Origin of the sequence: Neobacillus solisequens (assembly GCF_051233465.1) — a bacterium.
Classification (GTDB): Bacteria; Bacillota; Bacilli; order Bacillales; family Cytobacillaceae; genus Neobacillus.
Genome location: NZ_JBKFGJ010000020.1, coordinates 134,305 through 151,495, shown reverse-complemented (window position 1 = coordinate 151,495; position 17,191 = coordinate 134,305). Strand labels below are relative to the sequence as shown.

Genomic DNA, 17,191 nt, shown 5'->3' with positions numbered 1-17,191 from the left:
AGATAAAAAGAAGAGATGCTTGTGCATCTCTTCTCTGTCAGACTTACAAGTTGCACTAACAACTTATTTTAAGTATGGACAGAAATAAACCAAAGTATAAGGTGCTTTACAGTAATTTATTAGGTGTTTAAGGGGGAAAGTATGGATAGAAAAAGTTTGATTGAATTTTATAAAGAAACGGATTATAAGACTAAGAGTTTATCTATAAGAGGAATACCTCCTAGACCTAGCGAGTGGAATGTTCCCCTTTTTATTAAAAAAGTATATCCTGAAAACATAGACCTGTTTAAAAATTCTATAAATAATAATCAGGTTGAAGTTGAATTAGAACAGGAAGATTTAGATTATTTTAAGGCGTTATTGTTACATGAATCGTTATTTAACTTTTACAAGGCTTTTTATAATTACTTATGTGCATTAAAGCTATATGACGGCGGATTACAGCATTGGATTGAAATTACTGCGTATTATGCAAAATTCTATTTAGCTAACAGTATTATTGATTTAACAGGAAAATCTAGATATATAGTTACCGGGAGTAGTAAAAATTTCGTTGAAGATATCTATAAGCTAGTAAATAATAATGGTTATCAAAGTAATATAAGGAAGAATGGTAGTTTTGTGGCTAGTTATGCAAGGTACGGCATAGAAATCAATATCAATCCATCTTTAAATGAGGGTAAGCTGATAATTACTAACGATTTAGGTAGCGGTGGTTCACATGGTTATGTCTGGAACAAGTATTCGGATTTAAATACAAAAGAAATCGGTATTACGGAATTGACCCATAGCTACCCGCAGCATCTTATCGAAGAAAGAAACCTTGAGAATTATTCTTTTGAAGGTTATAGACAATTGGACTTTAATTTGGAGTTGGATAATTTTAAGAGTTACTTCCAAAGAGAATATATCAAAAATCAGTCAAATCTAATTTATACTAGTGAAACAGCTATAATACTTGGAGTTATTGGTGAATTGTTTAATTTATTTGAGGAATTAAAGGTAAATGAATTACCAATTGAAAAAGAAAAATTAATACATATGTGCAAATACACATTAGGGGAATCTGAACAATCCAAGAAATTGTCAGATTTGATTTGCTCCGGTTTTCCAAGTAAGAATAAATTTTTAGACGAGTATTATTGTTATGAATCAAATTAAAATGTTTTGCGTAGATAAGCTGAAACAAATGGTGATATAAATGAAACTTTTATTATGCCTTGAGTGTACCGAGATATTTAGCCTCGACCTAAAAATGAAAAAATGTAGCTGTGGGAAGACAAAGGGGAAATACATAGACCATCTTAATGCAATGTATGAGGGAGATAGTGCTATGCCTATTGGTATTAGTAATCCAAGTTTAAGAGAAGCTATCATTAACCAGCCAGAAGAAGGCGCGGGTAAAGAGTTTACTTCATTTACAATACCAAGAAATTGTCCAACATTTATCAAAAAAGGATAGTAAATGTGGGAGCTATTGATGATTCCTTTCCTTTGCAAATTTTAAAATAGTAAAATTATCCTGCTAGACTTTAATTGCTTTCCCATCCCCCAGATTAGGGAAAGGTACTTAATTCTATTTAAATTATAAAGCTTGTTATTGTCATTCTGAGGGGAAGGAAGACTACTTCATGGACATTAAAAAGTTAGAGTTTATAAATGTCAGAGACATATGGAAGAGTGAGCCAAGGCACTTTACAAAATGGCTTGCAGAGAATATTGATTTTTTGAATGATAAACTAGATATTACATTAAATGTTATTGAAACTGAAAAACAAATAGGTTCATTCAATGTTGATATTTATTGTGAGGATGAACAAGGAAATAGTGCTATTATTGAAAATCAACTTGAAAAAACAGATCACACACATCTTGGACAAATTCTTACTTATACAGTGGGTACTGCTGCTAAAACTGTTATTTGGATTAGCCCGGAACCAAGGGTAGAACATATAGAGGTTTTTGAATGGTTAAATGAAGTAACCCCTGTGGATAGTAGTTGGTTTTTATACAAAATTGAGGTTTTGAAAGTTAATGATACTACTGTTTCACCGTTGTTTACAAAAGTGGTAGGCCCTAGTCAAGAGGTGAAAAATTTAGGAAGCGAGAAAAAACGGATTGCAGAAAGGCATCAAAAACGTCGTAAATTTTGGGAAGCCCTGTTAGAAAAGCTTAATGAGAAAACAAATATTTATAGTAATGTGAACCCAACAGATGATAACTGGTTGAATGCTGGAACTGGTGTGGGTGGGGTTTATTATTCAATAATTGTTAGGAAAGAAAGTTCTTCTATACAATTAGTAATTGATAAGTCTAACATTGAACTCAATAAAAAAATCTTTGAGTATCTTTTTGAATTTCGTGAAGAGATAGAAAAAGAGTTTGGTGAAAAAATAATATGGCGAAAAATGGAGCAAAAAAAGTCAAGTAGGATACAAGTAGATATAAATGATTGTTCATTAGATACAGAAACATGGGAGAATGGGTTAGACCAAATAACCAATAAATTTTTAATATGGGATAATGTTTTTAGTCCATTTATTAAGAAGATTTCCACCCAGATATGGGAATAAAATGACCTAGATATATATTTAGCATTATGATTCCAGTAATACTATATAAGCAAAGGAAGTCCTGTTTTCTGTTATTGTTATTGACAGGCAACAGGACTTCCTTTAATTATTTGGTTAAAATAAAAAGGTAATTTTAGGGAAAGTCTATATATGGAAACTAATTTTTACACCAGCATCTTTAATGTTAAAAACTGACTTTCCTTTATTTGAATATGGATTTGGAAGCCAATAGATTTCTGGATTTTCAAATACATTCGTAATGAAAACAATCATGTACTCAATATTCTTCTTTTTAGAGTCTTCGAAGGCTTTTTGAGTTTCTGAAGTACCCATATTAAAAGAGAAGTCGTTACCTATCGTTGCTTTTACTTCAATATGGTATGTCTTATTATTCTGTTTTAATTCAAAATCATAGCCTAATGAATCACTTACCAAATTATCAGAGTAAATAGATAGGCTATTTTCTGATTTCCACCACTCCGGTCTGAAGCCTTTGTTATTTTTCTTTAGATGGTTATAAATGATTAATTCTCCAGCAAGCCCAATAACATTCTCAATGTGTCTACTTAATCTTTTGGTTTTCCCCTTTCTAATACTACCCCCAAGTTTGGTTTGAGGTTTAACAGTTTTCTTAGAAACTTCTTTAAGTGATAGTGGGTTACCGACCGACCCATTGATATTCATTTGTTCGAAATCAAAACTACTAATAACGTCATTTAACTTGTCAATGTTACTTTCATCGGTATCGAAGTATTGACCGTTAATCTTAACGAGTCTTTTTTCTTTACGCTTTTTCTCTTTTTCCTTTTCAATAATATCATCTATCGTTGCTACATTTGTCTCTTCATCATTAAGGTAGTTTAATAGGTCATGATAGGTTGTAATGTTCCCGATAAGTTCTTTTAATTCTTGAAAAGCATTTAAAAACTTTTCGCCTTCAAAAATGTAAGCATAAGCTTCGTTATTTCCCCAATATCTAATTTCTAAAATTTCTTTATCCCTATTGCTCTTTATGTGATCTAAAAATGTTTGTTCTGTCTGCAACCAATATGATGGTATGTCTATTTGCTTTTTTTGACATAGTGCGATAGTTGCTCTTTGTATTTGATTTAAACAATCTTTTATTAATAAATTATTATGTCTTGATATATCTAGACTAGGAGTTAAATCAATATTCTCTTCTAAAATGAACTGATTTAGAGTATCTTTGTTTGACAATTCTAACTGAAAATTTATATCTTGTTCTTTTAGGAACTCCAATAATTTCTCTAAGAAAATATTATCATTAATGTCCCACCACAAAAATTTCCACTCTATTGGCATAAGCCAATTAGAATAAGCTTCTTTTGCATCAATATAATCTTTTATGGGAAGTGATTGTTTATTTACTTTGTCTCGAATTATTCCAAACACAATTGTTTCATAAATTTCCTTGTAGTTTATGAAGAGGTTTGTTAATTCCTCATTATATATTTTAAATGGATTTTTATGTGTCAATTCAATTGCATAGTTCCACTCCTTTAAAGATATATTGTAGGCCTTATATAGTTTATATCCCATTTCTTTTAGATTTTGAGATTCTTTGGAGAACTTAATTAGCTCATCTAAAACAAGAGGGTCAGGAATAAATTGACTAAAGTGTTGCTTTAATGTACTTTCACTGTCTATGATTGGGAAATTAATAACATTCTTATCATGCTCACCTTTTAAAGCAACAATGGCTGGAGTAATTAATTCAATTACCCATTGGAGGTTATCATTCACTAGTCGTTTAATTGTTTCAAAATTCTCCTGCGTGATTTTTATATGCTCTAAAGATGAAATTATCTCTAATTCTTCTGGTTCCACATCAAAGTCGGTAACCAACTTTGATAAAGCAAACTTTAATGGTAACTCAATAGGTGCAATTTCCAAATACTCACGAATTGAAGTTGCAAACTCTTCAAGTGAAATAGATTCTTTACAGGAAATAAAAAATGTTTTTGTCTCTTTACATACTGCAACGTTTTCTGTTCTTTGCTCGATAATCTCTCCATCCTTAGATTCAAGTGAAACAACTAAATCTTTACACTCATACCATTTAGCACTTTTAATAAGTGAAATAAGCTCGTTAAAACGATTGCCACCAATAGATAGATTACTATCTTCACGGTAAGAAGCTATTGTCATTATATAAGGTAACAACCAACTTCGTTTGCCATCTAAAATGCTAGTTTCAAGACTTTCAATTTGTAAAGGTGACCATTTAATTCCGTCTACATAAAACGATTGGTCTAAATCAGACAATTTTGTTAATCGTTCACCAAATACTTCTCTTAATAACGGAACATATCTTCTACCGGCATCTATCAAAAGTATTCCGAGGGAAGGGTTACTTTGTAATTGAATAAATAACTTTTTATGGTCAGGTACATAAATTGGAGTCTGCTTATTTTCTATATCTACGGTTTGTAAGTACCCCGCTTTTGTTATTACTAAGGATTTAGGTTTATATATATTATTAGGGTCATAATCATCATCTTCATAATACTTAACAACCTTTTCCCAAGCAAAGCGATAGTGATGTTTGAAGTAGTTTGTTAATTCACTAGCAACCATTCCAACCTTAAAGATATTTGCTAAATGGTCAAGAAGCTTGCCTCCCTCTGATAGCGAAGATACTTCAAAGTTACCAAGTCCAATTTCCTGAAGATCGTTAAGAGAATTCTCATTTTCCAAAAGCTTTGCAAAATCATATTCAATATGTGGAATGAAAGCATAGGTATATGCAGCGCTTCTTAGGCTAACTGAAGGAATATACCATATTTCTTTTGGGGAATTATATGAAACCTTACGATTAATGTAATATGGTATCCAAGGAATTTCTTGTAACGATAGTTTAATAAGAGAAGGTATGTCCTTCCACCAAAACGTTCCTTCGGGTTTTCTAATTCTACAAGTTTGCCAATCAGACCATTTAGGAATAGATATAAAAATTAATTTTGCAAATAAGCTTTTTCCTTCTTCGGTTAAATCATGATATCTATCAAAACCTTCAACTGTTAGTAAATTTACAACTTCATATTGAAAATTGCTAACATATTCACCTCTAAGCTCGTCAATATAGTTCCGATAAACCTCAATTTGTTCAGGGATAAGGTATCCATTAATTTCAGTTGGAAAACTAAAGGAGCGGTTTCCGCCAGTTATTGTTAGTTTTCCATCAGGGACAGCAGGTACTAGATGCAGATGATCTACAACACCACAGAAATGTAGAAATTCAGCGACTTTATCAATTCCGTATGCTTGTATCCTATTATCAAGGTCATGAAAGTCTATAATTAGTTTCTTATAACCATTGACAATGGGGCCATTTTTTGGATTAATAAAAAAATCTGTTATGAGCTGGCCATGATTTACAAAGGACGACTTATCCCATGTCTTAGAAAAATATACTTGATCTGCCTTTCGCCACCCATCCCTGCAAGGTACATATATATCTTTAAAATTTTCTCTTAGAGATTCAGGTTTATTTCTTGCACCGTAATATAGAGAAATTGACCATTCGAGTAATTGATACAGTTCATTTGATTTCTCGGAATGTAGAGGAATAGAAGTACTAGGCATTTCTGGTAGTATTACTTTTTCAATAATATTTTCGGTGCTAAATTCTTCAATGATATCTCGTAAATAGTTATAAAATTTACTTCTTACTCTTCTACTATTCTCAGTAGTGTACAATTGAATATTAGTATTTAAATAGGCTATTTTACTTGATAAAAATTCCGGTACATCAAAAGTAGAGATGTTTAAATCTTCGTCTTTGACTCCTTCAACTTTTGAATGTGCAGGTGGAAAAAATACATAGGTCTCTGATTCATTGTTAGGAACAGCATGAATTTGTCTATCCTGTCCTAATATAATATATTTTTTTACTAACTCATCAGCATTGTTAACTAAAGAAGGCAATTCTTCATAAAATAATTGCCATTGATTAATGGGAGCCTTATTAGTATGGAGATATTGAGCCATTCTCTCTACCCAATTGGCCTTATCAGCATCATTGGGTTCCATATGATAATTCCAGAGGGTAGCAAGCTTATTAATAGAACTAATGCGATCCACTGAAAGACTTGAAATAAATTTAATAGAAAGTCTCTTAATTAGATTCTCTTTCGAAAATATATTGTAATTCCAGTCTGAATTAACTAAATAGACCTTCGTCAAAGGTCCAAGTAATAACTCTTCATTATTACTCTTATAAGGTAAGATATTCCACTCAGGGAATTTGAGATTATTTTCACTAAGTATATTTTTGAATGAGTCAAATAATATTGATGTCATGTCACTAAAATCACTACTAAAGCTTAATAAATCAATAATAATATTCTCACAATTTTTAGGCTTAGTTTGAATAATGTATTTAATTGAATCGAACAGTAGTTGTGCAGTTTCTTCTATATACAATTTATTAAGAAGTAAAGAAAAGTCGATATCCTTTCTATTCATTTGACCAAAGAAAGGAGCGTTTATATGGAACCCTAATCCACTATGCTGTTTAGTTGGTAAGAAAATATACATTTTACCTTTTTGTTGATTGTTAGTTATTGGTACTGCGATATCTATTCTTGCTTCACTCACGCTCTCCCACTTTCCGTTCAGTTGATTGGAAGCGTTTAAAATCTTTTGTTTTTTTGACTTATCATTTTCTCCGCCGATGCTCTTTGAAAATACTACAAAATTATAATGGCGATTAGTTAAAAGGTCATTTATTTCTTTATTTTTTATTTTGATTTCATAATGATTTGTAACTAAATTAGTTTGGATTAAATGTCGTGACAAATCTTCCTCTTTATTATTACCAATATGAACAATTGCAAGTTCTGATAAGTGATCTAGAAAGATTATAGAGTCTGAAGATAATTCCTTTATAGCATTCTTTGTATTAAGCAGCGCATCTGGTTCATTTAATTCTAGCTTTATAACCGAAACGAACCCCTCTTTACCTAGCTGATATAATATTTCATCGTGTTGTTCATCAGTAGGGAATGGTAATTGATAAGGTGATAATTTGTTAACTGTAGTTTCTATAAATTTTTCGGGTGTTTCTGACTGATTCATAAGTTTTGTCTTAAAGGCATTAAGAGTAATAGAATCCCATTCAACCAATGGAAGGTTTACTTGGCAAAGATTATAAAAAGATGGAATTTCAGTCCCTTCAAGTAAATCCACTATAATATGCGATAAATTTTTAACTTTCTTTGGATTAAATTCAAAGCAATAGCCAGAAAAACTATTTTCTAGCCACTTTCCGGAATATATTTTAGGTGAATTACTGACTTGTAAGACACTTTTAAAACCGATTCCTTTATTACCTATCGTTTCTTTTGGGTCTTTATTACTTAAAGCAAGGCTGGAAATGGCTTCAAAGTTACTATGAGAGAAAGGTAATCCTGTGTTTGCAAAATATAACGTCGAGGGCCCATCATCTTTTTCATCCAATATGATTTTTACTTTTCCAGTGTCAGAACTAGTATCTAATGAAATCGCATCGTATGCATTTTGTAAGAGTTCAATAATAAATCTATTTGAATAATCATGAGTCATTTGCTCAGTTAGATTAAACATACTCTCATAGTTGCGTGTTCCATTTAGAAGCTCAGAAAGAAATGTTCTTATTTCATTTATGGTCTTTTGGGCAATTATTTTTTTCTTAGCATTAAGAACTGTTTCCATTAGAATCTCCTTTTTTAACATTTGGTAATTTAATTTTACCATTTTTTAGAAAGAAGTAACCGTCAAGATTCAAAACCAAATAGTAATTTTTAACCATGAGTAAGTATATAGAAGGCTCTTATATTAGATGAGAAGTAATATGTGTAGAAGGATAAAAATGGTATTATTATAGGTAGTAGGAAAATATGGGAAATCAATAATATTAGGGCGAAGTGATACTATGGAAGCAACAATTAATCTATTTAATGCTAAATCCTTTAAAGATGAAAATATTGAAATTCATATAATTGATGTTGAAGACTATACAGGGGAATTCCTAGGATATATCAATAATCACTTTGTAACAATATGTGAAGGTGATAGTGGAAATGATATAGAGACTGTTAAGCAGAGGGCTAGGCAGTTTTTTGAGAGCAAATCTGAAAATACAAAAATGGGTGGAGTTGCTGAGTTTTTTGTTCATTTATATTTAATGCATCAAGGGTTTAAACAAGAATGTACTTTCTTTAACTTAGAAGAAGGATCAATTAAAAAAGGGTTTGATGGTTATTATTCTAAGGACCAGACAGAGTGGATTATGGAGAGTAAATCTGGTAAGAAAGACAGCCAAGGTAGCACACATTGGAACAAAGTAAAAATAGCTTATGATGACTTAACTGATAAATTCAGCGGGAATGTAAAGAATAACCCGTGGCAAAATGCCTACAATCATGCCTCAAATATCGATGTTGGGACAAGCAAGAATATTAGAAATAATATTAAAGAATTATCAAAAAATTTTACTAATAAAATTTTTTCTTCTATTAAAGACTATAACATTATACCTGCATCTACCATTTTCCTTAACGAACAATGGGAGAATTATGATGTAGATGAACTGAAAACAAATATAGAAGAGGTTGTTTCTAATTTTGAGTATAAGGAAATTATTGTAATTTGTATTACGAAAAAATCAATCGAATTATTTTTGGATTTTTTAGAATCCTGAAGAGAGGAAAGTTATGAATAGTACTGAGAAGACAATTCTAACAAATATAAATAAGATAGAGGAATTTGGGGAGATTATCAAAAAGCTAACAATAAATGAGGAACTAACCAGTGAAGAGAAAAGTTATATTCTTGGCTGCGCAATCTTATTTATGAAGCATTATGAACTAGATCGACGTTATACGAGCTACTTGGATATTGCTTATTATATTATATTAAAATATTCAATCACTTATGAAGATTATTTACCCCTATATGATTTTTCTATAAACTTTGGTTTTTATCCTATTGCAAAAGATATTATTAGTTATAATTTGCTTAAAGAAGAATTAAGTCTAAATGATAGTTTAATGGAATTGAAGATTGAAAGTTATAAAAACCAAAATTACATTGAGACTTATCAACAGAAAAAGGTTAGAAACAGTTTGTTAAATGATAATTCTCAAGAAGTTAGTTATATTGCCCCAACTTCTTTTGGGAAAAGTTCCCTTGTATTAGACCACATTATACAAAATGAATCAAAAAACAAAATTGGAATAATAGTTCCAACTAAATCTCTATTAGTACAAACATATAGAAATGTGCGACAAGCTACCATTAATAGAAGAATAATTATTCATGATGAAATGTATCAAGGTGATGAAACATTTATAGCTATTTTCACTCAGGAAAGAGCTTTAAGATTGTTAGACAAACACGATGTAAGTTTTGATTTATTGTACATTGATGAAGCCCATAACCTATTCGGTAAAGATCCAAGAAGTATTTTATTATCTAGATTAATAAGACGAAATAGAAAGCTTAATCCTAATCAAAAAGTAGTTTATTTATCACCTCTGATATCTGAAAGTCATAACCTAAAGCTAGACAAACAACAAGAGATTAGTGAACAAAAAATATCAAATAATCTAAAGGAACCTGAAATATTTGAATATAGATCATCTATTGAAACTCTTCAATACAACCGCTTTGTAAATGAGTTTTATAAACTTGATTTTAATGGAGATATGTATTCATATATTACCCAACATAAAGGACAGAAGAATTTTATTTACATTCGGTCTCCAAGGAAGATTGAAATGTTTGTTAAAAATTTTATTAATAGATTAAATGTAGTATATGATTCAGATTCGAGCATTCAAAAACTTAAAGAAGATTTGAGCAATTTTGTACATGAGGATTTTTATATGATTAATTTGCTTACAAAGGGTGTAGTATATCTCCATGGAAAATTGCCAGATATTGTTAAAGAATATCTAGAGTTTAAATTCAAGGATATTTCTAATTTAAGATACGTAGTTGCAAATTCAGTTATTCTAGAAGGTATAAATTTACCCATTGATACCTTATTCATCTTAAATACACACAGCATGAATGGGAAGACTCTTACAAATTTAATTGGAAGGGTTAACAGGCTTAATAATATTTTTAATGGTTATTCAAACCAATTGCATAAGTTACTTCCACAAGTTCACTTCGTAAACAATGATATTTATAATCGAGCGAATGGGAAAATGGAAAATAAAATTAAAACACTTAGAAGTAATATATTTGAAGATAGAATTGAAAATCCAACATTAGAGTCTTTTAACTTAGATGATTTAAAAATTGACAAGAATAATAAACAGGCAGCAGAAGAAAAGTTTAGATTAATTAAAGAGAATGAAGACTTATTAATGACAACTGGAGACGATAAAAACGGTGAATTGAAGAGATATCTAATTAATTCTGGTTTAGAAAGTGTATATGATATTACAATTTCACAATTTTTAACAAAATTAAATAATCAGATAGAAACAGCTGCCAAGGGAAATATTGAAAATTGGTCGGAATTAGGTATTATAGACAAAATATACACTGTGTTTATAAAGGATGTTAAGGACTATATTCAGGATTTTGAATTTTTACGCTTAACTAACGAACATGCAAGAAACTACTATAAGATGTACCTTCAAGTTAATCGAACCAACTCATTAAAGGAAAATATAACCTTAACCTTTCATTACTTTAAAAAGCGAGTGAAGGAAGGTAATAGTCTTTTTTACATGGGTGCTTCTTATGGAGAAGTAAAAAGGGAAACTGGGAATTACGCTGAGAACAATAAGGAAGTCTATGTAGATTTATCTAGCAAATCTGATTCAGAAATAATTAATCTAGCAATTGTTAAACTGAAAATAGAGGATGACTTTGTAAATTATCATCTAAATAAACTAATTGTTGCACTTTATGATTTTTCACTAATAACCCAAGATGAATATCACCTTGCTGTTTACGGGACTAACGATGAAAAGAAAATAAATTTAATCAAAACAGGATTGTCTTTGAGTCTTATTACTAAGCTTCAAAAAGATAATCAACTAAATAACATTTCTTTAGATAGCAATAACAACTTAATGACTAATTCAGCTTTTGAAATCTATAAGAAATCGATGCAAGGGTTTTATAGATTTGAGCTTGATAAATTTTTATAAACAAATTGTTAGTGGTTGATGAATTTAAGCAAAAAAAACAAAGATTTCACCGATGTAATCGAAATTTAGAAGTTAAATTAAAAAGGAGTTTTATAATTGCCTAATACACATCAAACTAAAAAATATAATGACTGTACTTACATATTTTCAGACCAACATAGAAACTTACAGAATCGTAATAAATCAGAGTGGAAAATTAGTCAAGATGAAGAATTTAACTCATTTACTTTAATGTGTGATGAGAATTGGATTTTTAATGAGTATAAAGGATGGTCTTTACATAGAATCAATTCTAGTAATGAGAGACTAGGAAAAAACAGATCACAAGAATGGGTCAAAATTGCTAAATTTGTTGATAGTACAAAAAATTCTGAATGGCATGGTTATCCCGTAGATTATCGAGAATCCATACACGATAAGCCACCTACTAAAATTTTAAAGAAATGGGTCGATAAAGGCATAATAAGTAGAAGCCAAATGGGAAAAATCGTGGATAATAGAGGTTGTGATATTTAATGAGAGCTGTGAATCTTAGAATTGAAGGAGAATATTGGGAGTTTTTAATTAAATATAATAAATTATTTTTATGGAATCTTATTGGGGAAGTTGAGATTTATAATTGGGAAGAAATTTTAAGAGATACTTCTATTAAGTACGGCGATTCTATATATAGTTTGTATAATGGGTCAATGAAAAATAAAATATTTATAGAAAAAGATATTAATTGTTTTAATAGAGATAATAATGATATATACCTTTCTAAAAATTATTTAGAAAGGTATCTTGAAAAGAAAGTATTAACTCCTAATGAAGAAGTAATAACTTCCATTAATTCTTTTAATGATAATTTAATAATAAATACAGATGATGGGTTGTTTATTTCTTTTTTAGACAATATGGAAAGGTTTGAAAAAATAACAGATATGCCATTTTATAACATAAGTGTCGGGACATATGGGAGAGTTGCTTTTGCTGCCGGAGAAGAAGGTATATTTGAACTTTTATTACCACCAAATCATAATAAAGATTATAAGAGTTATAAAGAAAATTTCAGAAATGTTATTAAGAAACATTCGAATAAAACAAGTTGGGTTAAAAATAACATCTACAGCTCTTCATATCTTGAAGAGTTTATATTAAATCCTCGAAATCTAAATAAAAAATATTATGACGAAAATCAAATATTCAAACATTCTGTTAATGAAGAGAAAGCTAAGGTGACTTGGGTAAATAATAATAAAATTTATCGTAAACTGAATTCAAGTACATTAGAGGAAGTAACGGTATTAGATTTAGGGGCTGGAGAATTGTCTTTTAAATCTAGAATATTAAATTTCCAAGTTTGGAAAGGTGAAATTATATCAGGAGCAGGAACTGCTTTTGGAACAATAGTTGAATGTGAAAATGCTATGGTTATTATTTTTAAAGACACAAGTGTATTGAATATACCGGGTGAAGTTGTAAGATGGAAAAGTTATAGGTCAAATGAGAGGTATAGTAATATTCTTGGAATTATTTATGAAGAAGAGTTAGTTTTATCTGCTTTTAACTATTAACAATTCCATAAGAAACGGTAAAAAGACGTTAAAGATGCAAAACTTCTTGCTTAACGATATTACACACTCTCAGCTTATATTGCCTTTTACATGTTAAATTGAATATTAACTAAAAAGGTATTAGGTAAACACTACTACATCTATATATCTGCCATCACCATCCAAGCCACGTGGAGTGCGTCTCGCAGTTGATTCTAAAATAAGATGAGGGGGCTGAAAAAGACGGGACAAAGTGGCTGTAGACTGTACCCTATAGAGGAAGCAAAGTTGAAAGGAGAGAACTCTTATGAATAAAGGAATCCAGAATGAACAGGAATTAGAAGAAGTTACTGAAGATAAGAATGGAATTTTGACTTGGATGAAAGCACATAAAAAGCAGCTTGCTCTCATTGGAATAAGCATCCCTACACTTATTGCTATCGTGCTTGGATTGAAGAATAAAGATGCTATAAAAGAATTATTTGATAATTTGAAAGATGAGATAGAAAAAGCAAACCTTTATAGTAGTAAATGGTTTGAGAATGCAACAGATGCAGAACTTGATACAGCACGAGAAAAAGTAAGACTAGACTATTGCTCATCAGGTGATGATTTTAAAGCGGCTTGTAGCCTACAGAACTTACTTGGAAGATTCGATAAAGAGATGAGTAAAAGAGCATGGGGCAATGAAACTCCACATGCACCAAGTATTCATCGTGAACACGGATGGTATTTACCTAACGATGACTAAAAAGAGCAGGACCACCTAAATAATTGTAAGAAGTCCTGCTTTGCTTTATCCTTCAATATCTGCATCAACACCAGATTTGAATTCCAAATTTAAGTAGTCTTCGAAAATGTTGATTTTTTGTATCATTCTTCGGGAGAGGATTTCATCAAATTCAGTATGCAGCGCTGGCTGCTGATTGATGAAATCGTGCATCTCCGTGATAGGTATGATTTGAAATTTGCCAACTGACATCGGTTGGTCGAACTCCGGCCACTACGAAGAAGGGTGAATGCCGCCAGAAGAGTAGTATATGGTGTCGATATGTTCCCGAGAACCATAAAATCATTAAATGTTCCCGCTTACTGATGGTGCAGAAATTGCCATGGATATGTTTCCGAGGACAGGCAGATTGAAAAACATCAATGCCGTCCTCTCAACCCTATTGAGTGAGTAAAAATAGGCGAAAGTTTTTCATTCCTAATTTGCTAACATTTTGCTAACGTCTTCCCAACGCACACACATAAAAAACGGTAAATCCCCGTTAAAGATGTTACAACCAAAAACATCCAAAACGTTGATTTACCGCACTTTTTTGAACTCAATGTTAACAATATTACACTCTAGCAACCTACGGGCGGCATAATGTAATATAATCTGCCTTTTACTTCGGCCACAAGAATAAATATTGCAAAGAAAAATTGATAATAAAAATTAATCTGCAGCCCCCTTTTAAGAAAGGATCTCAGATATTTGTTGGTAACTATAGGGATCGCTTAAAAAAGAAAATTGAATTGTGGTCACATTTTGGTAACATACTTAAAATCATTATTAAAAATTTAACATTACTAAATGATATTAAGATGTTTGAAAATCCTGCTAAATCAACGACTCTCAATAATATATGTTATCAATTAATAACTAGAAAAACCACCTTCCCCCTAACTTCAAAACTGTAGACAAAAAAACCTCTATATTTATTTACTGATTGGAAAAAGCCCAGTCCTCAAAAGCATGGATCTGGGCTTCATACTTTTCTCCACCAATCTATCATCATCCCCACTATGCCTTTTTTGATGTTTTCCATCCCCACGTTTCGAATCATCATTTCCGCTATGTCTTTCATGGTGCCGGCCATCGTCAATACGGCCCTTATTCTTGTTCTTTATGATCGTCTTGCCGTACTCAATTTCAACCTCACCTTTATGACTATTCATAGTAGCAGTTGATTTTGTTTTGCTAACATTGCTTGAACACTTCAATTTGTCTTCCTGTTGGATGGAATTATCTACCCTCGAGTCATTTTTTGCTGCTCCTACAGCCATAGTCCCTCCAAAAACCATAACTGATGCAAGTAAACCGGCTATCAACTTACTTTTTATGTTTTTTCCTCCTTCATTTTTGTGGTTTTACAATTATAGAATATCCAGTGAAGATTAGAGAAAGTGGGAGAGGAACATTAGAAATTTCTGAGAGAGAATCTACAATTGTAAATACAAGAAATTAATTATCATAATAATGAAGAAGCTAAAAATCCCTATATTCAGTTCAACTCTAAGAAAACAGAACCCTCAATCCAAAGTTGGATCAAGGGTTCTGTTTTTATTCCTTAAATTCATTGTAAAACCCAAGAAGTAGAAATGGTGACCAATCTTTTTATGGTTGGTTTTAGCTACACTAATTGTTTTTCTGAGTATTTCCTTAAATGCTTCTTTCGTCAAAATGGGGCAGTGATGTCTGAATCCCAATCTAGGCCTAAAAATAATTGGGCTAATGCGTTGGATCCAATTGAAAAACCTTTGAAAATTAGAAAGTCTGATTTCTATACAAAATATCTTATGGTGTAGGTGAAAGATTGTTTTGATACTTAACATGAAAATGCTTTGTCAAAAGTAAAGACACAATGAATACAAATTCGAATACATTCATCATTGCGAAATTCTTAGTCCAGATGGTTAATAGGCCACCCGCAATCATGAGTATGGTGCCGATGAATAGCCAAGGAAAATGTAAGCGTCTTATGAAAATAATGCTAACAATCAGGATCACCAAGGTTACAAGGATGACCATGACGGGATTCTCTGAGTGAACGGCACGTTCATAGGTCAATACGTCATTTCTCCATTTTGGTTCAAGAACAAGCCCCTTTACAGAGGTTAGCAGTTCATACAGAATCAACCCGAATGTTAACAGAATGGCTAAAACCTTCCAAAATATTTTTTTGGCCCAAGGTAATCCCACTCTAACACAAATACTCCAAGCAAAGAGGACAAGAGTAGGGGTGAACAGGGCGTGTAACCAAAACCGTAGATAGCTTAATTTTTCCAAACTGTTCCCTTCACCCATAAATCTTCCAAATCCGATAATGGAATTATCATATATAAGTCCGATTATGACGAGTAAGAGCACGTTGGTAAGATCCACAAACCCATTCTTTCTTGAAAGAAATAATCCCCAAATGAAAAGACAAAAGTAACCAATGGCAAGGAAGAAGTAAAGAACGGTACTCATGGAATCAGATCCTTTTCTTTCTAGTTTCACCAAAATGCCCTTGGTTAATCCTTTTTCATTCCAGCCAAAAAGTATAGATTAACAATAATAATATAATAAATAAAGATATTTTTTTATTGTAAAACGATAAATTATAATTTAAAATGAAATTATATATTTTGGAGTGAGGTGCGTTTATGAAACAAGTTCAAGTAAAGACACTTTTTTTAAAAATAACTGTGATTATTATAGGAATCTTAGTTCTTGCTTTATGTATATTTTTAGTGCCCCATATAGCGAATTTCACAGCAAAATTGTATCCCCATATTGCTCCAATTAAATATCTCGTTTTTATCGTGATGTATGGAGCGGCTGTACCATTTTACTTTGCTCTCTATCAGGCTTTCAACCTTTTACGGTACATCGACGAGAACACAGCCTTCTCGGAATTATCTGTAAAAGCGTTAAAGAACATAAAGTACTGTGCGATTACAATCAGTGGATTGTATGTATTAGGATTGCCACTCTTTCATTTTATAGCGAGGAAAGTTGACCCTCCTGTTGGATTTTTGGGACTCATCATCATTTTTGCTTCGTTGGTGATCGGTGTATTTGCTGCTATCCTCCAACGGCTTCTTCAAGAGGCAATTAAAATAAAATCTGAAAATGATTTGACGGTCTGAGGTGGAGGAT

General features: G+C 31.3%; 13 protein-coding genes. 9 read left to right on the top strand and 4 right to left on the bottom strand.

Features of this window, described 5'->3' with window-relative positions:
• Positions 1 to 141 precede the first annotated feature (141 nt).
• From ACI3K6_RS19310 to ACI3K6_RS19300, 3 genes are all read left to right on the top strand, one after another.
• Entirely contained in the window at positions 142 to 1,161 is a 1,020-nt protein-coding gene (locus ACI3K6_RS19310) for a hypothetical protein (protein ID WP_435556106.1), read from the top strand.
• Between the two features lie 172 nt (positions 1,162 to 1,333).
• Positions 1,334 to 1,462, top strand: a complete 129-nt coding sequence (locus ACI3K6_RS19305; protein ID WP_435556105.1) for a hypothetical protein — start codon at positions 1,334 to 1,336, stop codon at positions 1,460 to 1,462.
• A 169-nt stretch (positions 1,463 to 1,631) separates the two neighbouring features.
• Positions 1,632 to 2,573, top strand: a complete 942-nt coding sequence (locus tag ACI3K6_RS19300; protein WP_435556104.1) for a DUF4268 domain-containing protein — start codon at positions 1,632 to 1,634, stop codon at positions 2,571 to 2,573.
• A 144-nt stretch (positions 2,574 to 2,717) separates the two neighbouring features.
• Here ACI3K6_RS19300 and ACI3K6_RS19295 read toward each other — a convergent pair whose 3' ends face one another.
• Positions 2,718 to 8,288 carry a sacsin N-terminal ATP-binding-like domain-containing protein gene (locus ACI3K6_RS19295; RefSeq protein WP_435556103.1) on the bottom strand — a complete coding sequence of 1,857 codons (5,571 nt, stop codon included), beginning with the start codon at positions 8,286 to 8,288 and terminating at the stop codon, positions 2,718 to 2,720.
• 220 nt (positions 8,289 to 8,508) lie between these two features.
• Between ACI3K6_RS19295 and ACI3K6_RS19290 the strand changes: the two genes are divergently transcribed.
• The 5 genes from ACI3K6_RS19290 (at position 8,509) to ACI3K6_RS19270 (ending at position 14,032) form a co-directional block, all read left to right on the top strand.
• Entirely contained in the window at positions 8,509 to 9,276 is a 768-nt protein-coding gene (locus ACI3K6_RS19290) for a hypothetical protein (protein ID WP_435556102.1), read from the top strand.
• 13 nt (positions 9,277 to 9,289) lie between these two features.
• Positions 9,290 to 11,746, top strand: coding sequence for a DEAD/DEAH box helicase (locus tag ACI3K6_RS19285; protein ID WP_435556101.1), 2,457 nt, complete (start codon positions 9,290 to 9,292; stop codon positions 11,744 to 11,746).
• A gap of 96 nt (positions 11,747 to 11,842) precedes the next feature.
• Positions 11,843 to 12,262 (top strand): hypothetical protein, encoded by a 420-nt coding sequence (locus tag ACI3K6_RS19280; protein WP_098576347.1) that lies wholly within the window; start codon positions 11,843 to 11,845, stop codon positions 12,260 to 12,262.
• On the top strand, positions 12,262 to 13,302 hold the full coding sequence (locus tag ACI3K6_RS19275; RefSeq protein ID WP_435556100.1) for a hypothetical protein: 1,041 nt from the start codon (positions 12,262 to 12,264) through the stop codon (positions 13,300 to 13,302). The genes ACI3K6_RS19280 and ACI3K6_RS19275 overlap by 1 nt, the downstream gene beginning before the upstream one ends.
• A gap of 286 nt (positions 13,303 to 13,588) precedes the next feature.
• Positions 13,589 to 14,032 carry a hypothetical protein gene (locus tag ACI3K6_RS19270; RefSeq protein ID WP_218936524.1) on the top strand — a complete coding sequence of 148 codons (444 nt, stop codon included), beginning with the start codon at positions 13,589 to 13,591 and terminating at the stop codon, positions 14,030 to 14,032.
• A 45-nt stretch (positions 14,033 to 14,077) separates the two neighbouring features.
• Here ACI3K6_RS19270 and ACI3K6_RS19265 read toward each other — a convergent pair whose 3' ends face one another.
• The 3 genes from ACI3K6_RS19265 to ACI3K6_RS19255 all read right to left on the bottom strand — a co-directional run bounded on the left by ACI3K6_RS19265 (position 14,078) and on the right by ACI3K6_RS19255 (position 16,519).
• Positions 14,078 to 14,263, bottom strand: coding sequence for a hypothetical protein (locus ACI3K6_RS19265; RefSeq protein WP_435556099.1), 186 nt, complete (start codon positions 14,261 to 14,263; stop codon positions 14,078 to 14,080).
• 722 nt (positions 14,264 to 14,985) lie between these two features.
• Entirely contained in the window at positions 14,986 to 15,333 is a 348-nt protein-coding gene (locus ACI3K6_RS19260; RefSeq protein WP_435556098.1) for a hypothetical protein, read from the bottom strand.
• Between the two features lie 511 nt (positions 15,334 to 15,844).
• A complete protein-coding gene (locus ACI3K6_RS19255; RefSeq protein ID WP_435556097.1) occupies positions 15,845 to 16,519 on the bottom strand; it encodes a hypothetical protein in 675 nt (224 codons plus the stop codon).
• 176 nt (positions 16,520 to 16,695) lie between these two features.
• On the opposite strand from ACI3K6_RS19255, the gene ACI3K6_RS19250 reads away from it, so the two are divergent.
• Entirely contained in the window at positions 16,696 to 17,181 is a 486-nt protein-coding gene (locus ACI3K6_RS19250; RefSeq protein WP_435556096.1) for a DUF2975 domain-containing protein, read from the top strand.
• Positions 17,182 to 17,191 lie beyond the last annotated feature (10 nt).